18 protein-coding genes are annotated in these 23,497 nt (G+C 69.9%); 10 read left to right on the top strand and 8 right to left on the bottom strand.

Annotation, left to right across the window (positions count from 1 at the left end):
* Positions 1–102 precede the first annotated feature (102 nt).
* The 3 genes from VZL07_RS27945 to VZL07_RS27935 are packed head-to-tail and all read right to left on the bottom strand — an operon-like array spanning position 103 to position 6,211.
* A complete protein-coding gene (locus tag VZL07_RS27945; protein ID WP_426750849.1) occupies positions 103–3,015 on the bottom strand; it encodes an ATP-binding protein in 2,913 nt (970 codons plus the stop codon).
* Positions 3,012–3,800, bottom strand: a complete 789-nt coding sequence (locus VZL07_RS27940) for a methyltransferase domain-containing protein (RefSeq protein WP_426750848.1) — start codon at positions 3,798–3,800, stop codon at positions 3,012–3,014. The genes VZL07_RS27945 and VZL07_RS27940 overlap by 4 nt, the downstream gene beginning before the upstream one ends.
* Positions 3,797–6,211: a hypothetical protein gene (locus VZL07_RS27935; RefSeq protein WP_426750847.1), complete on the bottom strand. Its 2,415-nt coding sequence runs from the start codon at positions 6,209–6,211 to the stop codon at positions 3,797–3,799. The genes VZL07_RS27940 and VZL07_RS27935 overlap by 4 nt, the downstream gene beginning before the upstream one ends.
* A 350-nt stretch (positions 6,212–6,561) precedes the next feature.
* Here VZL07_RS27935 and nadA point away from each other — a divergent pair, with 350 nt between their 5' ends.
* From nadA to VZL07_RS27920, 3 genes are all read left to right on the top strand, one after another.
* On the top strand, positions 6,562–7,494 hold the full coding sequence (gene nadA / locus VZL07_RS27930; protein ID WP_426750845.1) for a quinolinate synthase NadA: 933 nt from the start codon (positions 6,562–6,564) through the stop codon (positions 7,492–7,494).
* A gap of 78 nt (positions 7,495–7,572) precedes the next feature.
* Positions 7,573–8,172 (top strand): hypothetical protein, encoded by a 600-nt coding sequence (locus VZL07_RS27925; protein ID WP_426750844.1) that lies wholly within the window; start codon positions 7,573–7,575, stop codon positions 8,170–8,172.
* Between the two features lie 60 nt (positions 8,173–8,232).
* On the top strand, positions 8,233–9,045 hold the full coding sequence (locus VZL07_RS27920; RefSeq protein ID WP_426750843.1) for a methyltransferase domain-containing protein: 813 nt from the start codon (positions 8,233–8,235) through the stop codon (positions 9,043–9,045).
* Here VZL07_RS27920 and VZL07_RS27915 read toward each other — a convergent pair.
* Positions 9,038–9,403 carry a metallothionein gene (locus VZL07_RS27915; protein WP_426750842.1) on the bottom strand — a complete coding sequence of 122 codons (366 nt, stop codon included), beginning with the start codon at positions 9,401–9,403 and terminating at the stop codon, positions 9,038–9,040. The two genes, VZL07_RS27920 and VZL07_RS27915, sit on opposite strands and share 8 nt — an antisense overlap.
* Positions 9,404–9,582: 179 nt before the next feature.
* On the opposite strand from VZL07_RS27915, the gene VZL07_RS27910 reads away from it, so the two are divergent.
* A complete protein-coding gene (locus VZL07_RS27910; RefSeq protein WP_426750840.1) occupies positions 9,583–11,151 on the top strand; it encodes a hypothetical protein in 1,569 nt (522 codons plus the stop codon).
* Between the two features lie 92 nt (positions 11,152–11,243).
* Positions 11,244–12,461, top strand: coding sequence for a hypothetical protein (locus VZL07_RS27905; protein ID WP_426750839.1), 1,218 nt, complete (start codon positions 11,244–11,246; stop codon positions 12,459–12,461).
* Between the two features lie 29 nt (positions 12,462–12,490).
* On the opposite strand, the gene VZL07_RS27900 is transcribed toward VZL07_RS27905, so the two are convergent.
* From VZL07_RS27900 to VZL07_RS27890, 3 genes are all read right to left on the bottom strand, one after another.
* Positions 12,491–13,237, bottom strand: coding sequence for a hypothetical protein (locus VZL07_RS27900; protein WP_426750838.1), 747 nt, complete (start codon positions 13,235–13,237; stop codon positions 12,491–12,493).
* Between the two features lie 219 nt (positions 13,238–13,456).
* Positions 13,457–15,907: a protein kinase domain-containing protein gene (locus tag VZL07_RS27895; RefSeq protein WP_426750837.1), complete on the bottom strand. Its 2,451-nt coding sequence runs from the start codon at positions 15,905–15,907 to the stop codon at positions 13,457–13,459.
* Between the two features lie 205 nt (positions 15,908–16,112).
* Positions 16,113–17,195 (bottom strand): hypothetical protein, encoded by a 1,083-nt coding sequence (locus tag VZL07_RS27890; RefSeq protein WP_426750836.1) that lies wholly within the window; start codon positions 17,193–17,195, stop codon positions 16,113–16,115.
* A 414-nt stretch (positions 17,196–17,609) separates the two neighbouring features.
* Between VZL07_RS27890 and VZL07_RS27885 the strand changes: the two genes are divergently transcribed.
* From VZL07_RS27885 to VZL07_RS27870, 4 genes are all read left to right on the top strand, one after another.
* A complete protein-coding gene (locus VZL07_RS27885; protein WP_426750835.1) occupies positions 17,610–19,493 on the top strand; it encodes an Ig-like domain-containing protein in 1,884 nt (627 codons plus the stop codon).
* Between the two features lie 34 nt (positions 19,494–19,527).
* On the top strand, positions 19,528–20,349 hold the full coding sequence (locus VZL07_RS27880; RefSeq protein WP_426750834.1) for a glycerophosphodiester phosphodiesterase: 822 nt from the start codon (positions 19,528–19,530) through the stop codon (positions 20,347–20,349).
* 11 nt (positions 20,350–20,360) lie between these two features.
* Positions 20,361–21,089 carry a deoxynucleoside kinase gene (locus tag VZL07_RS27875; RefSeq protein ID WP_426750833.1) on the top strand — a complete coding sequence of 243 codons (729 nt, stop codon included), beginning with the start codon at positions 20,361–20,363 and terminating at the stop codon, positions 21,087–21,089.
* A 153-nt stretch (positions 21,090–21,242) separates the two neighbouring features.
* Positions 21,243–21,761, top strand: coding sequence for an acyl-CoA thioesterase (locus tag VZL07_RS27870; RefSeq protein ID WP_426750832.1), 519 nt, complete (start codon positions 21,243–21,245; stop codon positions 21,759–21,761).
* Between the two features lie 96 nt (positions 21,762–21,857).
* Here the strand turns inward: VZL07_RS27870 and VZL07_RS27865 are convergent, their stop codons facing one another.
* On the bottom strand, positions 21,858–22,247 hold the full coding sequence (locus VZL07_RS27865) for a HesB/IscA family protein (RefSeq protein ID WP_426750830.1): 390 nt from the start codon (positions 22,245–22,247) through the stop codon (positions 21,858–21,860).
* Between the two features lie 81 nt (positions 22,248–22,328).
* Here VZL07_RS27865 and moeB point away from each other — a divergent pair, with 81 nt between their 5' ends.
* The gene (gene moeB, locus VZL07_RS27860; protein WP_426750829.1) at positions 22,329–23,495 is read left to right on the top strand and encodes a molybdopterin-synthase adenylyltransferase MoeB; all 1,167 of its coding nucleotides are present in this window, start codon (positions 22,329–22,331) and stop codon (positions 23,493–23,495) included.
* The last annotated feature ends 2 nt before the right edge of the window (positions 23,496–23,497 follow it).

Genomic DNA, 23,497 nt, shown 5'->3' with positions numbered 1-23,497 from the left:
AGACACGCGGGCCGTGCCCAGGAGGACACCTGGGGCGGTGGGGAATTCCCTGTCTCCGCCGCCCGGCCGCCACGCGCCCGGACGGGGCCTTCACGCCCCGCGTCAGCCCAGCCGGCCGATGCGTGGCTCGGACGCGTGCTCGGGCGCGGCGCCCGCGGGCAGGGCCGGGGCCTGACGCAGCGGGAGGCGGACCTCCACCTGCGTCCCCTTCCCCGGCGTGCTGGACAGCGTGATGTGCCCGCCGTGCTGGACGACGATGCGGCGGCTGAGCGCCAGGCCCAGCCCCGTGCCCTCGCCGGCCGCCCGGGTGGAGAAGAAGGGCTGGAAGAGCCGCTCCATGTCCTCCGGCCGGATGCCCACCCCGTCGTCGCTGATGGTGACCACGGCTTCCTCCGCCGTGCTCGCGGTGGCGATGCGGACCCGGCCCTTCGGCCCCACCGCGCGCAGGGCGTTGTCCAGGAGGTTGAGCCAGACCTGGTTCAAGGCACCGGGGTTGCCGCGCACGGGCTCGCCGCAATCATAGGCGCGCTCCACCTTGACGTCCGGGGGGATTTTCCAGGCCAGCACGCTGAGCGTGGAGTCCAGCGAGGCATCCAGCGACAGCACCACGGGGTTCTCGCTCGTGCGCGTGAAGGCCAGCAGGGACTCGGCCAGGTGGCGGATGCGCTGGCCGCACTCCTCCACCACCTCCAGCATGGCCTTGCCCAGGTCCGCGTCGGACACGCCGCCCGCCAGCATGTCCTTGAGCGGCAGCAGCGCGTTCATCAGCCCGTTGAGCGGGTTGCGCACCTCGTGCGCGAAGCCGGACGTCAGCAGGCCGATGGCGGCCAGCCGCTCGTTCTCCGCGGCGCGCACCGCCGCCTCGCGCAGGCGCAGCTGCGTCTCGATGCGCGCCAGCAGCTCGCGCGGGCTGAAGGGCTTGCCCAGGTAGTCGTTGGCCCCGGTGCCCAGGCCCTCCACCTTGGCCGTCACCTCCTGGCGCGCGGTGAGGAGGATGACGGGGATGTCCACCGTCTGCGGCTCATTGCGCAGCGCCGTCAGCATCTGCAGGCCGGACATGACGGGCATCATCACGTCCGACACGATGAGGTCCGGGCGCTCGCTCAGCGCGCGCTGCCGGCCGTCGTCGCCGTTGACGGCCTCCAGCACGCGGTAGTGCTGGGACAGCAGCCGGGCGATGAAGCCGCGGATCTCCGCGTCGTCCTCCACCACCAGGATGCGCGCCGCGTCCTGCCCCGGCCCGGCGTGGTCCCTGGCCGGCGCGCTCACCGAGTCCGCCACGTCCGGTGAGCCCCGCTCCACCGAGGGGTACGCTCCGGAGATGCGCCGCTCGCGCCGCACCGGCATGGCAACCTGGCGGCGCTCGCGCAGGTCCTCCCGGATGTGGGCGGTGCCCTTGGGCAGACGCACGCGGAAGGTCGAGCCCTTGCCCAGCTCGCTCGTCACGGAGATGCCGCCTGCGTGCAGCTCCAGCGTCTCCTTCACCAGCGCCAGCCCGATGCCCGTGCCGCCGAAGCGGCGGGTGCCGCTGGTGTCCGCCTGGGAGAAGCGGTCGAAGATGACGGGGATGTCGTGTGGGGCGATGCCGAGGCCGGTGTCCTCCACCTCGACGTGCACGTCGTTGTCGTCCTCGCGCACGCGCACCGTCACCCCGCCCTTCTGGGTGAACTTCAGCGCGTTGGACAGCAGGTTCTGGAAGACGATGTCCATGCGCTCGGTGTCCACATGGACCGGCGTCACCGCGGCGCCCTCCAGCCGCAGCGTCACGCCCTGCCGCTCCGCCATGGCGTAGAAGGGCGGCACCACGGTGCTGAGGAAGCTGTGCAGCTCCAGCGGCTGGTAGCGCAGACGCGCCTTCCCGGACTCCAGCTGGGCCAGGTCCAGCAGGTTGTTGATGAGCCGCAAGAGGCGCTGCGCGCTGCGCTCCATCGTGGTGACGTGCGGCTGCAGCTCTGGCGGCAGCTGGTCCGCCTGCTTCATCAGCGACTCCAGCGTCAGCAGGATGAGCGTCAGCGGCGTGCGCAGCTCGTGGCTCACGTTGTCGAAGAACTCGCTCTTGAGTCGGTCCAGCTCCTGCTGCCGCACGAGCGCGGCCTCCAGCTTGGTGTTGGCCTCGGACAGCGCCAGCGTCCGCTCCGCCACCCGGTCCTCGAGCGCCTTGTTGGCGCGGAAGATCTCCTCGTTGCGCCGTTGCAGGTCCTCCAGGGACGTCTGCAGGCCCTGGTGCTGCTCCGACAACTGCGCGTCCTTGCGCATCAGCGCCGCCCGCGTGTCCAGCCACGCGCCGGCCGCGATGCCCACCATGCCCAGCGAGCTGACCGCGAAGATGGGCGGCGCCAGGTTCCAGGTGCCCGCCACGAGGCCCGCCACCATGCCCGCCATGCCGCCCACGATGTAGCGCCACGCCAGCGGCGGCAGGTTCTGCCAGCGGATGTCGTACTCGCAGCAGTCCGCCCCATCCACCTGGCAGCGCAGCTCCTTCACCTCCGCCAGGGGCAGGTTCCAGATGGCGGGGAACGCGGACAGGTTGCCCTGCCGCGCGCGGCAGAAGTTGCGATCCTTCTCGCGGATGCGGCTGACGTAGCGCACCTGCACCCGCGAGTCGGTGAGCGTGTCGATGTGGAAGCCACCCACTCGGTTGTACGTGTGGTCCAGCTCCAGCGCGCGCTCGTAGACGCTGCGCGGCGTGGCCAGCGCCTTCATCATGTAATAGAGGAAGCCCACCGCCTCCGGGCTGGCGATGCTCCGCCCCGCCTTGGTCATGAAGTCCGGGTCGCCCGAGTCCTTGTCGAGCACGTCGAAGAGGCGCTCGGTGAAGCCCACGGAGACGAAGTTGGTGAGCGTCTCCATGTAGTCGAGCGACAGCGGCAAGGCCTCACGCTGCCACAAGCGGACCAGCCGCTCCCGGCCATAGGTCCGCTCGTAATAGAGCATGATGCTGCGCAGCATCCGGACGCTCAGCTCGGGGGTGTCGGGGGCTGAGGACGCGGCCGCCGGTTCTGCGGAGACGGTCAACGCTTCACTCCTTCGGTCGTCAACACCATCGCATACTTGAGGGTGTCGGCGTCATCCAGGAGCGCCATGAAGCGTTGGCAGAAGGCATCGTAGGGCTCGGCACCGCCGAAAAAAGGCGCCGCAAGTGGCCGCAGGGTCCGGAAGCGGATGACCCAGTCCTCGTGGAGTCGCGCGTCCACGGCGCCCGCCGCCACGTAGAAGGGAGAGATGTGCACGCGCACGTCCTCCAGTCCCGCCTTGCGGAAGAGGTGGAACAGCTTGCGGCCCGCGTGCAGGTCGAAGCGTGCAGCCCGCAGGGCCGCCAGGAGCTTCTGGCTCTCCTCCTGGAGGTCCTCCGGGAAGGGCCAGTTCCACAGGCCGACGCCGTCGATATCCGCCACCACCACCCGCCCCCCCGGGCGCACCACCCGCACCAGCTCCTCCAGCGCGGCGGCCTGCTCCCCCAGGTACTCGAAGACGTACTGACACCACACGTAGTCGAACCGATTGGAGGGCAGCCGCGTGTCCGGCAGCGCCCCCTGGAGCAGCTCCACGTTGGGCCGGTCCCCGAGCAACGCCCGGGCCGCCGCGAGGTGCTCGGCCTGCGGCTCGATGCCCACCACACGGCCCTCGGGACCGACGACGTCCAGCATCTCCGAGGTGATGATGCCCGGTCCGCACCCCACATCCAGGGCGGTGTGCCCGGCGCTCAAACCGGTGAGCCGCAGGCGGTCCGCATAGGAGGTGGCGCTCGCCTGGGCCTTCAGGCGGCCCACTTCCTGGGCCGACTCCATCAGGTACGTCATGCCGCGATGTCCTTGTCGTCCACGCGACCGCCGCCGCGGCCATGGGCAGCCAGCCGCTCGAAGACGGCGAGCAGGTACGCGTTCCAGTCACGCACGAGCCGGCGGTGGGCGGTGAACTCCATGACCTTGCCCAGGCTGTGGAAACCCAGCGCCTCCAGGGCGGGCAGGTCCGCGTCCGCGGCCAGGCACTCCGCGGTGGAGCGGCCGCGCCGGGCCGAGTCCGCCACCGCATGCGTCACCAGGGCCTGACGCACGGCGTCCGCCTCCTGCGCGTCCTGCTCCAAAATGACGAGCGAGAAGGCGTTGTACCACTCCGCCCAGAACAGGCCGGGCGTGGCGTCCTCCATGAGGACGTAGCCCCTGGGGCCGTCCTGGCCGTCCACCAGTGCGATGCGGCGCGAGCGCCGCATCCCCGCGTCCGCGTAGCGCCCGCCCAGCGTCCCCAGCGACATCTCTCCTTCCACCAGGTCCGAGCTGCGCAGGCGCACCACGTCCTGCGTCTCGCGCAGGTGCTGCTCCAGCCAGCGCAGGTCGGACGCCTCCGCGGGGCGAACGCGCAGGTCCGCGCGAGGTGGCGGCAGCGCGGCGTCCACGGGAAGCCGGCAGGGCGTGAAGCCGTGCAGGCAGCTCAGCCCCGGCCGCTCCAGCCGGCTGGCGATGGCGCCGTAGATGCGCGAGGTCCACCGGTTGCGGCAGCGCCACAGGGCGCGCAGGTACTCCACGTCCTCCAGGCTCTCCGCGTAGTCGGCCGCGAGCGCCACCAACTCCTGGGAGATGGACTCATGGCGGTGATAGCCGGGCCGCACCACCAGGTGCTGCGACAGCCAGGTGCGTGAATAGATGCGCAGACCGGAGATGTGGCCGTAGAGCCGGCCATCGCGCTGGTAGACGATGGCCTTGGACAGGCCATGGATGCCATTGCCCAGCCGCTGGTGCGCGTCCACCAGCAGCTCGGGGGTGCCGTTGTCGTGGAAGGGATAGTCCGGGAAGCGCACGTCGGCGGAGCGGAACAGGTCCCAGACGTCGGAGAAGGGGAGCTCGGACGCATCGCGCGCGTCGGGACAACGGGCCTTGATGAAGGCATCCAGGATGGCGGTGCGCGCCTCGGGCTCCAGCGCGAGGATGCGCAGGCCGCAGCGGCGCGGACGACTCATGCTGGCGCTCTCCTCCGTCACCGTGAGCTGCCCGGTGTCCTGCACCTGCGCGCGGCAGTGCGAGCGCCGGCCATCCGGCAGCTGGAGCGTCACATCGTCCAGCACCAGCCCCGGCGGAAAGGCCTCCCGGCCGGCGTCGAAGGGGAACGCGAAGCCGCCTGTGTGCAGGTCCAGCAGCGGGCGGACGATGGCCTCCCCCGTCAGCGGGGAATTGAAGGACACCGCGAACGGCCGCTCCGCGGTGGAGCGGAAGCGCAGGCTGTTGCGGCGGTGGTGCAGGCTGAGCGTGCGCGGCAGCGCCACCTCCACCTGGTGGGGCTCGGCGGCCAGCACCGCCGTGGTCCCCACGTGGCACACGCCGCCGAAGTCCAGGCACAGCCGCACCACGTCACCCGGGTGGAAGAGCGCCCCCGGCTGCGACTGGTCGCGCAGCACCAGCCGCGACTCCTCCGCCAGCACCTCCGCGCGGGTGAAGTCCACCAGCCGGTTGCCCTCATGCGTGCGCAGCCCGAAGCCCACCCCCGCGCGCACGGCCCGGCGCAGCAAGCCGCGGATGCGCACCGCGTCGTTGAGCAGCGGCGCGGCGGACGTGCGCGCATGCTCCACCGGCCGCTCCAGCGAAACGCCCAGGTGGAAGCCGTGGCCCTCGGTCGCGCGCAGGGGGCGCACCATGCGCACCGTGGCATGGCCCGCGCGCAGCACCAGCGCCTCACCGCGCAGCACCTGGAGGCCCTCCAGCTCCGTGCCTGGCGTGAGCCGCTCGATGCGCACGTTGGACTCCAGCCGCAGGCCCAGGCCGCCCGTGGCCACGTCGAGCACCCGCGCGCGGAAGGACGCCCCCTCCGCGGTGAAGCATGCATCGAGGATGCCCTGGGGTTCCCTGCGCTCGGACTCGCGCAGCTCCAGCAGCTCCTGGACGGCGCGCCGCAGTGCCGGTGAGGGGTCGTCCTCCAGGGTGAAGAACATGTGCCCCGCAGCAGCCACGTCCACCAGGCTGTGGTGGGCCTGGGCGTTGTCTTTGGGACAGAGCACCGCGCGGATGGAGCGCGGGGTGTAGCGCTCCAGGTCCTTCAACAACCGGGGAAAGACGTCCGGGTGCGTCAACACCAGCGCGGGAGCGGATTTCGTGAGGAATTCGACCGCCTCCTGCCGGTTGGAGGCCTCGAGCACGTCGTAGCCGTCCAGCAAGGCGCGAAGCCGACCCCGACGCTCCGCCTCCGGATGCACGACCAGCACTGCGCGCGTCGTCACGGTCATCTGTCCTCCTCCACCGGAGCTCCTGCTGCCTGCCCCGGATGAACCACTTCACGGGTCGGAATGTGACCTCCAGCCTCCACGACCGCGCCTCATGGCGACGGCCCCCTCACATTCCCCCATGGTCCGAAGTCCCTGGATGCAATGGCCGAACCGCATGTGCGGCGTCCGGCCCGGAGAGCCATCTTACCGGACCTCATGGGGAAGGGAGTGCCCCAGCATGAGGACAGGGCGGATGTTGGAAAAGGGCCGCCCGCCTGATTCACAACCACCCGGGCATGAGCGAAGTGGGGCAAACCGCACCCTGGCCGGCACTTCCAGTCCCGGTTAAATGTGGGACTCGAGGAGGTGCCATGGGCGCCGAAGTGGACTACGCGAAGGAAATCCAGGAGCTCAAGCGTTCCATGAACGCAGTCATCCTGGCGCACTATTACCAGGAGAGCGAAGTTCAGGACCTCGCGGATTTCGTGGGAGACAGCCTGGCATTGGCCCAGGCGGCGGCACGGACCCAGGCAGACGTCATCGTCTTCTGTGGCGTTCATTTCATGGCCGAGACGGCGAAGATCCTCAATCCGTCCCGGCAGGTGCTGCTGCCGGACCTGAAGGCGGGCTGCTCGCTGTCGGACCGGTGCCCTCCGGGCGCCTTCAAGGCGTTCAAGGACAAGCACCCCGGAGCCTTCGTGGTGAGCTACGTCAACAGCTCCGCCGCGGTGAAGGCCATGAGCGACGTCATCTGCACGTCATCCAACGCGGTGAAAATCGTGAACCAGGTTCCGAAGGACCGGCAGATTCTCTTCGCGCCGGACCAGCACCTGGGCCGCTTCGTGATGAAGCAGACGGGCCGCGACATGGTGCTGTGGCCGGGCAGCTGCATCGTCCACGAAATCTTCAGCGAGAAGAAACTGGTTCAGCTCAAGGTGGAGCATCCGGAGGCGGAGGTGGTGGCTCACCCCGAGTGTGAGCAGGCCGTCCTGCGCCACGCGGACTTCATCGGCTCCACCAAGGCCATCCTCGATTACGCGGTGCGTAGCCCGAAGCAGCAGTTCATCGTGGTGACGGAGGCGGGCATCCTCCACCAGATGAAGAAGGCCGCGCCGGAAAAGACCTTCATCCCCGCGCCGCCAGACAACGGCTGCGCGTGCAACGAGTGCCCGTACATGCGCTTGAACACGCTGGAGAAGCTGTGGCGCTGCATGAAGGACCGCACGCCCGAGCTGACCATGCCTGAGTCGCTGCGCGAGGGTGCTCGCGCACCGCTGCAGCGCATGCTGGAGTGGTCTCAGTAGCCGCTGGACAAGCGGCAGCAGCGGACAATTGCCAACTCGCGTCTTGCACCGCGCGAAGCACAATGCGATGGAGCCACCGTGGCCTTCCGATTCCTCGCAGTCCCCGGGCACCGACTGGTCAACTTCCCCCAGGCGTTGCCGGACGATGAGCGCCTCGAGCCGGAGCTGCCTCCGGTCCACGAGGCCGTGGAGCGCGCCCTCACTGGCGCCGAATTCCGAGACATGCGCGCCCGCGACCGGCTGCGCACCCTGCTGCAGGGGGACCGCCCCCCGCTCCTGGGCGCACCCGAGACGGGCTTCGGTCCTTCCGCCGTCTTCGCGCAGCCACCGCAGGACCTGCCGGCGCTGCTGCGCCTGGCGGACGAGCTGGAGAACCTGGCCCGCCGCGAGGCTGGCGAGCGCGCCCTGGTGTGGAAGTGCGGCGACTGTGGCGCCCGCTACGCGGTGCCGGTGGCGCTGGTGCGCCAGGTGTCCATCCGCTGCGAGCGGTGCGGTACGCCGGTGGAGCTGAGCGCCACGCGCAGCCTGGGTGAGGAGTCCCTCATCGACCCCTTCCTGGGCGCGGTGAATCACAGCCGCCGGGAGCTGGCGGCCTTCTTCCGCGAGGCCATGGCGCGCGGCTGGCCGGTGCTGGTGGCCGAGGACAAGCGCGTGCCTCGCACGCAGCCCTCGGCCTGACGCGGCCCGGTCGAAAAGCGGTTCTCGCGCCGCGCGGGGGACGGTAGCCTTGCCGCCCCCATGCGGCGCGCGCTCGTTCCCCTCCTGCGGTGTCCCCGGTGCCGCCGCGGTGTCCTCCAGCCGGAGGCGGACGCCCCGGTGCACTTCTTCGGTCCCCTGCGCTGCCTGGAGTGTGGCGCCAGCCACCCGGTGGCCGAGGGCGTCGCCGACCTCGTGGTGGACCCGGCCGCCTCCGGCCCGCTCCAGCGCGGCATGGAGCAGCGCTGGGTGGCGCGCTCCTACGAGCGCTACATGCGGCCGGTGCTCCAGCGGGCCCTCACCCGCCAGCCGCTGGACGGCGACAGCGAATTCCTCCTCTACCGCAGCCTCCTGGGCCAGCCGGCGGCGCCAGTGCTGGACGTGGGCTGTGGCACCGGCCTGCTGGCGCGGCGGCTGGCGCGCGAGCCGGACCTGCCGCTGGTGGCCGCGATGGACCTGTCACGCGCCATGCTGGAGGAAGGCGTGGCCCAGGCGCGTGAAGCGGGCGTCGCCGTGGACTTCCTGCGCGCCGAGGCGCCCTATCTGCCCTTCCAGGACGGCACGCTGGGCGCGGTGCTGATGAGCGACGCCCTCCCCTTCGTGGCGGACCTGCCGCGGCTGCTGCTGGAGGTGCACCGCGTGCTCCGGCCCGGTGGCCGCTGGGTGGCCAGCACGTACGCGCCGCCGAAGGCGCCTCGTGCGCTGCTCCACCGCGGGGTCGGCCTGCATCCGCGCGGCGAAGCCGAGCTGCGACGGGAGGCCGCGGCGGCGGGCTTCGTGCGCTTCGAGCGCGTGGCCCTGCCGCCCCTGCTGGTGGTGAAGGCGGAGAAGGGCTCCGCCGAGACGCCTAGATGAACACGCCCGCGGACGCGTCGTAGCGCGCCTCGTCGAGCTTCAGCTCCGCGGGCTGGCCGCGCAGCGCGTCCATCACCCGCCGCTTCGGCTTCTTGCACTTGCTGCACTCGCACGAGCCCTTCTTGCACGTGCAGTCCGCCTTGCTGCCGCACTGGCACTTGGCGGTCAGCAGCGAGTCGAGGACGTCCAGCGGACGCTCCAGGTCGCCGGTGGGCGACTCGCCGCCGGCCTTCTTCGCCTCCGCCGCCTTGGCCTCCGCGGCGCGCTGGTGGGCCTCGCAGGCCTCCGCCGCGCCCGGGGCCAGCAGCAGGCCGCTCGTCATCAGCCCTCCGGCCATCCACAATCCGATGCGCGTCATGTCTCTCTCCTCGGGGAGGCCCCAGGGCCGCCCCTCTCGTCAGCCGGCGCCTATACCGCAGCCTCCCGCGACTGCCAAGGCCGCCGGCCACACCTTTGTCTACCTGGGAAACAGGGGCTGGCCTGGGTGCACGGGTGGCTCGCGGGGCGGGGGGACGCCGCGTACAGTCCGCGGCCTCCGTGACGCTCCGACCCTCACGCCTCGTCCATGCCGCCGCGCTCGTCCTGGGGACGCTTCCCCTGTGGGTGTCGCGCCACCTGCCCATGGTGGACCTGCCCCAGCACCTGTACCTCATCTCCGTGCTGCACCGGCTGGATGACCCCACCACGCTGTATCCGCAGCTCTTCGCCGCGCGCCATGCCCTGACGCCCTACCTGGGCTACTACTACCTCGTCAGCGCGCTCAACTGGCTGCTGCCGCTGGAGGTGGCCAACCGCGTCTTCCTCTCCGCCTACGTGGTGGGGCTGCCGCTGAGCCTGGGCTTCCTGCTGCGCAGCCTGGGCCGCCCCACCTGGCCCGCCCTGCTGGCGCTCCCGTTCGCCTACGGGGACAGCTTCAACTGGGGCTTCATCAACTACTGCGCCGCGCTGCCGCTGACCCTGCTGTGCTGTGGCTTGTTCGTGCGCACGCTGGAGGACGCGCCGCGCCGCCGCGCCTGGGCCCTGGGGCTGGCCGCGTGCCTGGTCGCGGTGCTGCTCTTCCATGTGCAGGCCTTCGGGTTCCTCGCCTTCGGCCTGCCGTGGCTGCTGCTCACCACGCGCGTGCCCGAGGATGCCACCGCCCAGGGGCTCGTGGCCCGGCTGCGGCCCCGCGTACCGGCGCTGCTGGGCGTCGTTCCCGGCGTGGCGCTCTTCCTCGGCTGGGTGGTGCTGCGCTTCGGTGAGCCCGCGGACATCCAGCCCGGCGTGCCGTGGAAGGCGTGGGGCCCCACCTTCTCGCCGCAGAACCTGGCCTGGAAGAGCTTCGAGCAGAATCGCGCCGAGCTGCTGCAGGTGCTCGCCAACACGTTCCGGGACGGCTCGGACCGCTGGGCCTTGTACGCCGTGGGCGTGGTGGCGGCCGTCGGCTGGCTGGCGGGGCTGCTGCGTCCGGAGCGCCCGGCCGCGCAGGGCATGGTGGCGCGCTCGCGGCTGATGGGGCTGGGGCTGCTGGCGCTCGCGCTCTACTTCCTGCTGCCCTTCGATATCCGCGGCTACGTCTACTACCTCAACACCCGCTACGCGCATCTGGCCGCCGCGCTGCTGGTGGCCACCGTCCCCGTGACGCTCCCCGCGTGGCGACGCCCCCTGCGCGTCGGCGCCCTGGCCTGCGCCCTGGTGCTGGCCGTGGTGATGGCGCGTGGCTACCGCGCCTTCTCCCGCGAAGCCCAGGCCGAGTGGGGACCGCTGGTGGCCGCGACTGCGTCCAGGCCGCGTGTCATGGGGTTGATGTTCGACCCTGGCTCGCGGGTGGTGCGACAGCCTGTCTTCATCCACAGCGCGGCGGTGCTGGCGCGGGCGCGCGGCGGCGTGCCCAACTTCACCTTCGCCTCCACGCCCCACTCCCCGCTGCGCTACACCGGCGAGGAGCCGCCCACCTTCCCGTCCGAGTGGCGACCGCAACAGATGGACTATGCGCGCCAGGGCGTCTGGTACGACCACTTCATCGTGCGCGGAGCGCCGCCATCGCGCGTGTTCGGCGAGCGGCTCCAGTCGGAGCTGGCCGTGGTGGCGGAGCCTGGACGCAGCGCGCTGGTCCGGCGACGCTGACAACCGCGCCCCGCGCCGGACTGTGGCCTGTTGTGCGCAATGCCCCCGGCGGGCATGCCCCTCGACGCGCGCTGTGCAGTAGATGGTCCGGCATGAGCCCTTCCTCTTCGGACCCTTGCTCCCTGCTGGATGCGCTGCGCGCCGGCACGCCGCTGCCTGCCTTCCCCGCCGACGCGGTGGAGTCCGCCCGCTCGCTCGTGCGCGAGGTGGCCCAGGCCGACGTCGCCCGCGTGGAGCCCCTGCCCGAGCCGCTGGCCCAGGCCGTGCTCGAAGCCGCCGTGGCGGAGGGCCACCCTGCCCTGCCCGAGGCGCTGTCCACCTCCGCCGTGAAGCCCCTGGCCAAGGCCGCGAAGAAGGCGCTCTACCGCCTGCGCTCGCGCGGCGTTACCGTGGCCGAGCCGTCGCGCCCCAAGGACACCGAGCAGCCCCGCGGCGCCGCCGCGCCCGAGGTGCTCAACGCGCTCGCCAGCGCCATCACCGGCACCGGCGAGCGGGCGCTCGTCATGGCCCGCACGCTACGAGGCGCCGGCGTGGAAGTGGTCCAGATGCAGCTGTCCGACGAACACGGCGTGGTGGCGCTCCAGGTGGGCGACAGGAGCCGCGCCACCTGGCGGAAGCTGGTGAAGGAAGGGCTGGCCCACGGCGGCATCGTCGAGCTCCCATACGAAGTGGCCACCGGCCTGCTGGCGGAGGCCGCCGGCATCAACCTGCGCACGCACACGCCCTTTCCGGAGGGCCTGGACGTGGTGCTGCGCCACTTTGGCGTGCAGCCACAGCTGGCCCCCACCGAGCTGCCGCGTCCCGAGCTGGAGGATGTGCGCCGCGCCCTGGAAGCAGATGCCCTCCACGACACGGTGGAGCTGGCGGCATGGCTGCCCCCGGAGCCCGAGATGCGGCTGCTGGTGCAGAAGATGGACGAGGTGGTGCACAGCCCCCTGGCGCTGAGCGACGTGCAGCGCCAGGAGCAACTGCAGGCGGCCGTGCTCAACGTGGCCCGCGGGTTCTTCACCCCCGAGGTGCGCCAGCGCTACGCGCTGCGGCTGTGGCGGATGGCGGACTACTTCGAGCGGAGCGCCAGGCCCCGGGAGGCGGACATCGCCCGGGCGGAGGCTCGCCGGCTCTTCCACGGCCCCCAGGAGCCCTTCTCCCGCTTCGCCGAGCGACTCTTCGAGAAGGTGCTGGCCCTGGTGGCCGCCGCCGGAGCGCAGGCGGCGGTCGAGGCACGGCCCGGCGTGGGGGCCGGCCCCGGGGAGGCCGCGCCAGCTCCCATCCAGGAGCGGCGCAGCCCCGGCGGCCTCATCATCCCTTGAGGCCGCGGGATGAACGCACGGCCCCTGACTCAGGCCGGCGTCACGCGGGCTCGCAGCAGCAGGTCCAGGTTCTCCCGCTCCCAGGCCAGGGCCCGGGCGTAGTCATGGAACTGCTTCTCGTGCTCTATCAACTCGGGCGGGTGGATGCAGCGCCGCCCGTCCTCGCCCTTCCGGGTCCGGTACACGTGGTGGAGCATCTCGTGGAAGACAATCCACTCCACGAAGTAGCGGGGAACCACCGGCTGGTCCAACGCCGGATGGATGCGGATGACCTTCGAGTCCGCCGAGTAGGAGCCCATCTTGATGCTCTTGCGAGGCCCCTTCACCCGCGGCGCCGGGCCGTAGGTGATGGCCGCGTCGATGCGGCCATCGAAGTAGCGCTCGTTCAGCCGGTCGTAGATGCGCTCCAGGTCGTGGTGCTGTCCCACCGGCACCAGGCGGATGCGCTTGCGCATCTGCGCCGGGGACAGACGCCGGATGTAGACGCGGTTGCGCTCGATGAACTTGTCCAGGAGCACGCTGGCGTCCGGGTCCCCCTTGCGCACGAAGCTGGCGAGCGCCTGCACCACGTCGTCCGGAGCGACCAGGAACATGTGGTGCAGCCGCAGCCGCCACATGGCCCGCTGACGTTGGAACGTCAGCATGGTGTGCGTGTTGTCGTGAATCTCCAACGCCACCTTCGCGCGCAGGCGCGTGCGCAGCCGACGTTCGAGCACGCGACGCCAGACCTTCAGGAGCCTGTTGGGCTCGGGGACGATGGGAACCTGCCGGGCCACCCGGCCGGCCGTGTAACTCCGCTTCCTGATTACGTTTTTCTGACTCTTCGGGCGCGCCATAAGGGCTCCGGATTCTACGGACCCGTCTGACATGTGTAAACGCGCTCGGGATGACGAAAACCCAGGAATTCCAACGACTTAAGGCCACTCAAGCCCACCAGGGCCCACTTGTCCGCCCCTGGGGGTGGATGCCGCATACCGGGCAAATGCCCGATGTCACTAGCGTCGCTTCTTGCACGGAATCTGCAGGACGAGCGGTCCCTCGCCCGCCGGCTCTATGAGGTAGGGCTTTGTGCCCTTTGGCCGCCGACGTCCCGGGCACTGGTAGCTCACCCGGATGGGGCCGGCGGGCAGCGAGACGAGCGTGTTGATGGGCAGGCGCGCACCGCCCTCTCGGCGCAGCACTGTCCGCGCGGGCGCGTCGAAGCGGACCTCCACCAGGGCCTGCGCGGCTTCCGGCGAGGCACTGGGAGCAGTCGCGTCCTCGCTGGCCGAAGCGTCACCGGGCACCACCTGGGTCCCCGCGGCGCTCGCGCCCCCCACGGATGCAGGCGCGGCCGTGGGCTCGGGTGCTGCCTCGGGCGGCGTGGCCGTGGGCCGCGGCCCGGGCCCAGCCTGAGACGCCAGACGCGAGGTGGCCGGTGACGTGCCGGCCGGTGCGTCCAACGCCCCCATCGACAAGTCCCGGGCAGGTGCCGCCGATGCGCCCTGTGCGCGGCCCATGAACCACAGCAGCCCCGCGCCGAGCGCCAGCAACCCCATGACACACGCCGCGAGCAGCACCAGCGGGCGGCGCCTGCGCGGAGGCAGCGAGGCCCGGGTGTCGGCGGCCTCCTCCTCCACGTTGCCGGGGTAGCCCATGGTGGACTCGTCGTCGTCCGGATCATCCCGGAGCGTGGGACGCGGGTCCGTGTACTCGAGCGAGGACAGGCTCAGGTCGGTGTGCAGGGACTCCTCGTCATCCTCCCGAAAGCCTCCACGGATGGCAGACGCACTCCGGGGCGGCGGCCGGTGGTTCACCGTCGCGGGGGTGAGGGAGACGGACTGCGAGACCTCCAGGTCCAGCGACGAGGGCCTGCGGGGCGGTGGCGGCGTGACGGAGACGGACTGCGACGCCTCGTCATCCGGAGGCGGCGTCCGGCGCGACGCCACGGGCGCGGGCGGCGGGACGGTGCGCCGAGCGCGTGGCGGCTCGGAGGGTGGCGGCACACGCGAGGGTGACGGCTCCGCATGTGCCCCCGAGCGACGCACGGGCGGCGCCGTGGGCGGCCGCGGCGGCACATCGCGCGCGCGGCCCCGCTGCGGCACGGTGGACTCGCCGTCGCCGATGTCGAGGTCCTCCGCCACGAGCGCCGCGTTCCGGTAGCCCGCGGGCGTGGTGCTGACGGCGGTGGACATCTCCGAGTCCTCGTCGTCGTCATCGACCCGGCTGGCGGGCAGCTCGCGCGGACGCGCCATCTGCGTGGCGGGCTCGGGCTCATCACCGGAGAACGACAGCGGGACGGCGTCGCGCGACGCACGGCGCGGCGTGGGCCGGGCAGTGAGGCCAGGCGTGAGCTGGGCGCTCGGCACCGGCGCCAGGTCCGACTCGGGCGTGGTGGAGGACAGGGTGGGCGCGGTGGACTCCAGCGCCGACGGGCGATGTGGCGGCTCCGCGTCCTGGGAGAGCCGGGCCCCCGGCAAGGGCACGGTGGCCTCGCGCCGCCCGGGGCCCTTGGCCTCCGGGATGTGGAGGATGGTGCGCTCTTCCTCGGCGCCGAGCAGCCGGCAAATGTACTCCGACACGTCCAGGCTCTGCCGGATGGCGCCGGAGGCGAGAAAGGCCTCCAGCGCGTCGTGCACCTCGGAGGCGCGCTGGTAGCGCTGGGCCCGGTCCTTGGTGAGGCAGCGCATGACGATGCGCGAGAGCGCCTGCGGATAGTCGTCGCGCAGCAGGTGCGGCGGCGATGGGTCCTCATAGCGGATGGCGTAGAGGATGCCCTCCGTCGTCGGCTTGGCGAAGGGCTGCCGGCCGGTGGTGATTTCGTACAGCATGGTGCCCAGCGCGAAGATGTCCGCGCGGTGGTCCAGCCGCTCCTGCGACACCTGCTCCGGCGCCAGGTAGAGGAACTTGCCCTTGATGACGCCGGGCTTGCTGCGCTCCATGAACGCGCCCGCCTTGGCGATGCCGAAGTCGACCAGCTTGACGCGCCCGTCATAGCCAATCATCACGTTCTGCGGGCTGACGTCGCGGTGGATCAGCTCCAGGGGGCGCCCGTCCACGCCACGGCTGTGGTGCGCGTAGTCCAGGCCGGCCGCCACTTGCGCGCAGATGCGCGCGGCCACGCCATAGGGCACCGTGGCGCCGAACTTGGACTCCTCGGCCATGACGCGCCGCAGGTCCACGCCCTCCACGTACTCCATGGCGATGAAGATGTTGTCGCCCTCCTTCCCCAGCTCGTGCACCTGCACGATGTTGGGGTGGTGGAGCTGCGCGGCGATGCGCGCCTCGTCCAGGAACATCTGGACGAACTCGGGCTCCTCCGACAGGTACGGGAGGATGCGCTTGAGGACGACCAGCTCGGGGTCCGGCGGCCGCTGCGACAGGAACAGCTCCGCCATGCCTCCCACGGCGAGCCGCTTGATCAGCAGGTAGTTTCCGAACGGGATGGCCGTCTGGGGCGAGCTCACGAAGAAAGGCCGTCTGTTTGAAGGTGAATGGGCTGGACTTTTCCGGAGCTTACCCACAATCACCGGCTCCTGGGAGCCAGGGACCCGCTTCGGTGGGTTCCGGACACCCACCCCGCCTTCCGGGCCCAAAAAGAAGCCGCCCCTCCCCGGGTGGGCGAGGGGCGGCCAATTCCACTGACGAGGGACGAACCCCCGTCATCAGTCGCTACTCGAGATCAGCTCCGGGAGCGACAGGCGGTGCCTCGATGACTTCCGCCGGCAGGTCGTGGCAGCCCTCGGGATAGAGCACCGTCGTCCAGGTGTTGTTCGCACCGGGGATCACGCCCGCGTCGTTGAAGCAGCTGAAGGTACTGGTGCCGCCGTCCATGCAGGGAGCGTGCGTGAAGGTATCCCACACGCCGCGGATGCCGTCGGGGAAGGTAACGGAGCCACCCTCGTTCACCATGACGCGGTAGTCGCAGCGAGGCGTGCCACCATCCTGGGTCGTGCCGAAGGTGCTGTTGTTGTTCACGAGCACGCCGCCGGAGACCTCGAAGCCGTAGTGGACGTCGTCGCCCTCGATCGCCGACAGCCGCTTCATGGCCATCGGGTTAGCGTCGGTGAGCGTCAGCGGGCCCTGAATGTGCACGCGCGCGCCCAGGTACTCCTGGCTGGGTCGGCCCGAGCCGCCATCCGAGTTACCGAAGCCGTTGTCGATGCTGACCACGATGTCGTTGGGCGGCGTCATCGTCCCCGTCTTGGTGATGACCATGGGGGTGGCTTCGCCAGTGCCGCGGAAGTCAAAGTTGTTCTTGAGGACCTTGCGGTAGCCCTCGCGATCCCTGAAGCGGCTATTGTTCTGGACGTAGCCCTGGATGGTGAGGACGTCACCCCGAGCGGGGACGTACGTATTCGGCGGATCCGTCCGGTACTTCTGGACGAAGATGCCATCCTGCGGGTTGTTGGGATCAGCGACCCAGAAGTCCGCCGAAACGCCCGTGGGGTTCGTGTTGACGTAGGCGACCGTGGTGACGACCACGCCCTCCAGAATGATCTGAGGGCGGTCCTCCAGGAGCCGCGCCTCACGGATGGTCACCGTCTGGACGCCCGCGTCGCCCGTGCCGGCATCACCCGTGCCCGCGTCACCCGTTCCGGCATCACCCGTGCCGGAGTCCGGGGTACAGGTTCCAACACAGCCAGCGTCCGGCTGAGGATCCGAACCATCGTCGCGGCCAGAACAGCCCGCCATGGAAGCCATCGTCGCCGCGGTGACCAGCGCCGCCGCGCCCAGCGTCTTGCGCAGTTGCATCTTCGAGAATCTCCATTCGTTCCGGCGCTGCGGTTCGTGAAAACCGACGCCTGTCGGCCAGGGGTTGGGGCCTTATACCGGTGCCCCAAGGGGGGCGGCAAGGAACCCACATAGCCGAAGGTGTCGGTCAGGTGAAATCGAGGCCGAGGCGGATCGTAAGCGCAACCGCCTCCAGCCCACCGTTATTTCACGAAATCCAGACTGAAATGGCTCCATCCAGGACACTGTGACCAGGAGACGGCGCTCACAGTGAGAGCACGGCGTCCCCTGCGTCCGTTCCATGGGATTCCCATCCGCCCGTGGAAACAACCGCGTCCCCGCAGCCGCAGGCATCCAGTTCCAAGTGCCCTCGCGAACTGGTCTGTCCGGAGTGCTGCATGCCACCATGGAACGCGTCCTGCACTTGTTCACTCCATGACCTCCTCCAAGTACCTTTCTGCGTTGCTGGGCTTCAGCGTCCTGACCGCCTGCATCGATGTTCCGGATGTCGTCGAACCACCGGACGCCGGCGAACATCCCCCGGATAGTGGGACGCCTCCCATCAGGCTCCAACTCGCGGGTGGCGCGACCCACGTTCGCGACACAGTGACGATTCGGATCGAGACGGACGGTGAAGCAGCCTTCCAAGTCGAGCTCTTGCTTGATGGCGCGCATCTCGCGAATGTCACGGCTCCGTCCGATTTTTCCTGGGACACGTCGGCCCACATGGAGGGCCAACACACCCTGACCGCACGTACCAGCCGCTCAGGTGAGAACTGGACCAGCGCCCCGCTCCTCGTCACCGTCGACCGGACGCCTCCATCGATTGCTCACCGAGAGCCAGCGGCTGGGGCCGAAAACGTCACGGTGGCGCATCCCATCCGGGTCGAGTTCTCCGAAGCAATCGACCCTGAGAGCATAGCTGGAGCCCACGTTGAGCTCCTCGTCAACGGCACGAGCGTCGCCAGAACGGTGAGCCTCTCCGAGTCACAAACGACGCTGGAGATTCACGCTGACGCTGCACTCACGCTTCCTCGGCAAGTCGAAGTCGTGCTCTCCGAAGTCCGTGACCTCGCGGGAAACCTGCTCACGACAGCTTCCTCGCAATGGACCTGGAATGTTCCTGCATGGATTGCGGTCGGTCCACGCGATGGGCTCTTGATGGAAGAAGGGGCAGCAACGCTGTCGCGGCTGGCGCTGTCTCAACACCATCCGCAAACTGCGGCCGTCGCGTTCCGTGTCGCCGAAGGCGTGGGCGTCCTGCACTGGACCGGCGAGTCGTGGGCGCGGCTGGGCCCCGTCCTCACCCCCGCGAGAACCGCCGCTGACATCCAATTCAGCAGCGACGGCGAACCCGCCATTGCCTTCTCCGACTACTACGTTCATCTCAACGAAGAAGAAGTGCAGGTCACCCTAGCGGAGACCTATATCCATCAGTGGCGTGGGCGTTCGTGGGAGCGCATCGCGGTGACATCCAGGGACTGGGACAACTCCTGGCCACTTGGCTGGAACCTGCAGCGCGAGGCACCTTCATTTGCCCTCGGCGCGACAGGAGCGCCCTGGCTTGCGCAAGGCAACGCGGAGTACTGGGGATTTGGCTGCCAGGGTGACATCCAGCTCGCCATCGAAACGCAAATCGACGGGGAATGGCTCCATGTCGACAATCCCTCTCGCGGGGATCCCGAGCAGTGCGGAGTCATTTCCACTCCCTCCATGGTGTTGGGTGCCTCACAACTTCCGATCGTTGCCTGGACCGAAGCCACGCATGCCGGAGGAACCCCAAACAACGACGCTCGTATCTTCGTCAAGCAACGTACAGCTGCCGGCTGGAAAGCCCTGGGCAACGCCATCAAACATCACCCGAGTGGAACGTCCGCGACTCAGCCTGTCCTGCGGCTCTCGTCAGCAAACGTCCCGGTTCTCGCCTGGAAGGAATCGAATCCAGCTGGCTCGGGCACGACGGCCACGGACATCCACGTACGCCGGTGGGAAAACCTCGAGTGGAAGCCCCTCGGAGGACGAATCAGCGCCACCTCGGGTGAGACGCCCGCGGAAAGCCCTTCACTCGCATTGCACAACGACGGCACCCCGGTGCTCGCATGGGTTGAAGGCAGCGGCACTGGCAAGCGTGTCCACGTCCGGCAGTGGAATGGCGAGGACTGGGTAACACTCGATGGCGCCCCCAGTGACATTCCTGAGTCCACCGGAGCGGCCCAGGTGTCACTCCAGTTGGATAAGGCCGGGACACCGTGGGTCGCGTGGGACGGCAGTCGCGATGGGACCCCGGCACGAATCTTCGTCTACCGCTTCAACCGCTGACCCGCCCCCTGCCGCCAGTCGCTACACTGGCGGCATGGCTTCTCCTTCCCTTCCCTTCCTCCAGGGCCTGCGGCCCACGCTGCACATCGCCCACCGTGGAGGCGCGGCCGTGGCGCCGGAGAACACCCTGGCCGCCTTCCGGCAGGCGGTGGAGCGTTACCGCACGGACATGCTGGAGCTGGACGTGCACCTCACGCGGGACGGCGAGCTCGTTGTCGCCCACGACGCCACCGTGGAGCGATGCACGGATGGCACCGGGCCGCTGGCCGCGCTCACGCTGGCCGAGCTCCAGCGACTGGATGCGGGCTTCCACTTCACCGCCGACGAGGGCCGGACCTTCCCCTTCCGGGGCCAGGGCCTGTGCATCCCCACCTTGCGCGAGCTGCTGCGCGCCTTTCCCGACCTGCGGCTCAACGTGGAGCTCAAGCCGGACGTGCCCGGCATCGAGGAGGCCTTCGCCCAGGTGCTCCAGGAGGAAGGTGCGCTGGAGCGGGTCTGCATGGGCAGTGAGCTGGACACCATCGCCGAGCGGCTGGCCGCGCGACTTCCTTCCGCCTGCCACTTCTATCCCCGTGACGCGCTGGCCGCCTTCGTCATCGCCCTGCGCGGCGGGGACACGCCACCAGACGAGCCGCGCTACACGGTGCTCGACATGCCGCTGTACTTCGGGGAGATCCGGCTGGTGGACGTGGACTTCCTCCAGCAGTGCGCGGCCCGGGGCAAGTGGGTCAACGTCTGGACGGTGGACGACCCCGGCGAGATGCGACAGCTCCTGGCCGAGGGGGTCGGCGGCATCATGACCGACCGGCCGGACGTCCTGAGGCAGATCATGGACGCCTCCCCGAAGCCGGGATAAGCCCCGGTTTCATGCCTCGCCCCCCCGCTCGCACGCGCTCGAAGCCCGCTCCCGCTCCGGAAGAGGTCCCCGCGGCAACCCCGCGTCCCCGCAACACGTTGCGCGTCAAGGTGCCCAAGGCACGCCGCTTCGTGGCGCTCGCGGGTAACATCGGCGCGGGCAAGACGACGGCGGCGAAGATGATCAGCCAGGCCTTCGGCTACGAGCTGTTCGACGAGCCCGTCATCGACAACCGCTTCCTGCGGGACTACTACGCGGACATGACGCGCTGGTCCTTCACGCTCCAGCTCGAGTTCCTCATCCGGCGCGTCGAGCACCACGAGCTCATCCACTCGTACCGACGCAGCTGCGTGCAGGACCGCACGCTGTACGAGGACCCGGAGATCTTCGCCAAGTACCTCCACGGCCTGGGGCACATGACGAACGCGGAGCTGGACCTCTACTACGAGTACTTCCAGCGGCTGTCGCGCCACATCATCCGCCCTGACAAGGTCATCTGCTTCGAGGTGGGCAGCGTGGAGGTGCTCCTCCAGCGCATCCGCACCCGCGGCCGCGAGGAGGAAAAGGGCATCCGCCACCAGTTCCTGCGGGGCCTCAACGGCTACTACGCCAGCTTCCCCCTGGTGCTGCAGGAGAAGTACGGCGTGGACTGCCTCATCATGGATGTGTCCAAGCAGGACATCCGGCGCGGCCGGGGGCGCGAGGAGTTCCTCGACCGCGTCTCCACCTTCCTGGCCTGAGGGCTTCGCACGCGCCGCGGAGGTGCGGCCGTGCCCTTCTCGGGTGCGGTACGACGGGACACGGACGGGTGCGCCGCGTTAGAGCATGGCGCATCGACCGGATGACACGGCGCGGCTTCACCGCCGGCCCTGTCCGACAACCCAAGGTGCGCGATGAACGACCTGTCCCCGAAGAACCCGAAGGACACGGAGGTGGTGATGACCCAGCTCATCCTTCCTCCCGACGCCAACAACCTGGATGCCGCGTTCGGTGGCAAGGTGATGCAGTGGATTGACATCTGCGGCGCCGTGGCCGCGCAGCGGCACTGCCGTCAGGTCGTGGTCACCGCCTCCATGGACGACCTGCACTTCCACGCCCCCATCAAGGTGGGCTGGGTGGCGCTGCTGCACGGCCGGGTGCTGGCCGCGTTCCGCACGTCCATGGAAGTGGGCGTCACGGTGCACGCGGAGAACCCGCTCACCGGTGAGCGCCACCTCACCACCAGCGCGCTGCTGACCTTCGTGGCCATCGACAAGGACGGCAACCGCGTGAAGGTGCCGCCGCTCATCATGGCGACGGACGCGGACCGCGCCGCCTTCCAGGAGGCCGAGGCCCGCAGGGCCCAGCGGCTCGCGCGCCAGAAGGAGAACCAGAGCTGGCTGCAGGTGATGAAGCCCATCGCCGGCGCCTGAACGCCGCAGGCATGGCCGGCAGGACGCACGAAGGCCGGGCGAGGCGTACGCCCCGTCCCGGCCTCGTTGCCCGTCAGCTACGGCACGTGGCCTGGCTCAGGTCGTGAACGAGGTGCCGCAGCCGCAGGAGGACTTCGCGTTCGGGTTGTTGAACTTGAAGCCCGAACCGGTGATGGCGGAGACGTAGTCGATTTCCGTTCCCGCGAGGTACTGGCTGCTCATCGGGTCGGTGGCGATCTTCACGCCGTCCTGCTCCCAGACGCTGTCACCGGCCTTGGACTCCTTGACCAGGTTCAGGTCATAGCCCAGGCCGCTGCAGCCGGCGGGCACCACGCGGATGGAGAAGAAGTAGCCCTCGAAGCCCTGGGCCTTGATGACGCTCTTCACCTGCTGGATGGCGGCGTCCGTCAGGCGCACGGCCACCGGGGTGGACTGGGGGGCCGGCGAGGCGGCGGGGGTGGCGGAAGTCGTGGGGGTGCTGTCCATGTCCATGTCTCCTCTAGAGGCCTTATAACGCCCGGGCCCGGAAAATCCATCGGCCCAGCCCCTGGGTTATATGCATCCGACATGGCTCGGACCTTCCAGACGCTGCTGGCCGGAGTGAAACAGGAGATTCGCGAGGTCTCCGTGGAGGACGTGAAGCGGCTGCTGGACGCCCGGGCCCCCGTGAAGCTGCTCGACGTCCGGGAGTCGGACGAATACGCCGGCGGCCGCCTGCCCGGTGCCCTCCACATTCCCAGGGGTTACCTGGAGCTCCGCGTCGAGAGCCTGCTCCGGCGGGACGAGGAGGTGGTCGTCTACTGCGCTGGAGGCACCCGCTCCGCCCTGGCTGTCAGGACGCTGAAGGAGCTGGGGTACGAGCGGGTGGCCTCCCTGGCCGGGGGTTACAACCGCTGGAGCGACGCGGCCCTCCCGGTGGAGAAGCCCTTCGTCCTCACCGCGGAGCAGAAGGAGCGCTATCGCCGCCACCTCAGCCTCCCCGAGGTCGGAGAGGCGGGCCAGGAGAAGCTGCTCCAGGCCCGCGTGCTGCTGCTGGGCGCCGGCGGGCTGGGCTCACCCGCGGCGCTGTACCTCGCCGCCGCGGGCGTGGGCACGCTGGGCATCGTCGACTCGGACGTGGTGGACCTGAGCAACCTCCAGCGGCAGGTCATCCATACCCGTGAGCGGCAGGGCCAGCCCAAGGTGGTCAGCGCGAGGGCGGCCATCGAGGCCCTCAACCCGGACGTCAAGGTGGTGGGTTTCGAGGAGCGTCTCGACTCGCGAAACGTCCTGCGGATTCTGGAGGGCTTCGACCTCGTCCTGGACGGCGGTGACAACTTCCCCACGCGCTACCTGCTCAACGACGCGTGCCTCATGCTCGGCCGGCCCAACGTCCACGGCTCCATCTTCCGCTTCGAGGGCCAGGTGACGACCTTCCTCCCGGGCCAGGGCCCCTGCTACCGCTGCCTGTACCCCGCGCCACCGCCCCCGGAGCTGGCGCCGTCGTGCGCCGAGGCCGGCGTCCTGGGCGTCCTCCCCGGCCTCATCGGCCTGCTCCAGGCCACCGAGGCCCTCAAGCTCATCCTCGGCCAGGGCGAGCCGCTGGTGGGGCGGCTGCTCACCTTCGACGCGCTGGGCACCCGCTTCCAGGAGCTGAAGCTGCGCCGGGACGCGCAATGCCCGGTGTGCGCGCCGGGCGCGAAGGTGGAGCTCATCGACTACGAGCGCTTCTGCGCCGCCCCCACATCCGCTTGAGA

It is taken from the genome of Pseudomyxococcus flavus, assembly GCF_050038885.1.
Taxonomy (GTDB): Bacteria; Myxococcota; Myxococcia; order Myxococcales; family Myxococcaceae; genus Myxococcus; species Myxococcus flavus.
The sequence above is the reverse complement of the archived record's forward strand: the minus strand, read 5'-3'. Positions and strand labels throughout refer to the sequence as shown.

Bases quoted from the DNA above. Each gene is read 5' to 3' on its own strand.
- VZL07_RS27940 (WP_426750848.1), bottom strand. From the start codon at position 3,800: ATGACGTACCTGATGGAGTCGGCCCAGGAAGTGGGCCGCCTGAAGGCC.
- VZL07_RS27935 (WP_426750847.1), bottom strand. From the start codon at position 6,211: ATGACCGTGACGACGCGCGCAGTGCTGGTCGTGCATCCGGAGGCGGAG.
- nadA (WP_426750845.1), top strand. From the start codon at position 6,562: ATGGGCGCCGAAGTGGACTACGCGAAGGAAATCCAGGAGCTCAAGCGT.
- VZL07_RS27920 (WP_426750843.1), top strand. From the start codon at position 8,233: ATGCGGCGCGCGCTCGTTCCCCTCCTGCGGTGTCCCCGGTGCCGCCGC.
- VZL07_RS27915 (WP_426750842.1), bottom strand. From the start codon at position 9,403: ATGACGCGCATCGGATTGTGGATGGCCGGAGGGCTGATGACGAGCGGC.
- VZL07_RS27905 (WP_426750839.1), top strand. From the start codon at position 11,244: ATGAGCCCTTCCTCTTCGGACCCTTGCTCCCTGCTGGATGCGCTGCGC.
- VZL07_RS27890 (WP_426750836.1), bottom strand. From the start codon at position 17,195: ATGCAACTGCGCAAGACGCTGGGCGCGGCGGCGCTGGTCACCGCGGCG.
- VZL07_RS27885 (WP_426750835.1), top strand. From the start codon at position 17,610: ATGACCTCCTCCAAGTACCTTTCTGCGTTGCTGGGCTTCAGCGTCCTG.
- VZL07_RS27880 (WP_426750834.1), top strand. From the start codon at position 19,528: ATGGCTTCTCCTTCCCTTCCCTTCCTCCAGGGCCTGCGGCCCACGCTG.
- VZL07_RS27875 (WP_426750833.1), top strand. From the start codon at position 20,361: ATGCCTCGCCCCCCCGCTCGCACGCGCTCGAAGCCCGCTCCCGCTCCG.
- VZL07_RS27870 (WP_426750832.1), top strand. From the start codon at position 21,243: ATGAACGACCTGTCCCCGAAGAACCCGAAGGACACGGAGGTGGTGATG.
- VZL07_RS27865 (WP_426750830.1), bottom strand. From the start codon at position 22,247: ATGGACAGCACCCCCACGACTTCCGCCACCCCCGCCGCCTCGCCGGCC.
- moeB (WP_426750829.1), top strand. From the start codon at position 22,329: ATGGCTCGGACCTTCCAGACGCTGCTGGCCGGAGTGAAACAGGAGATT.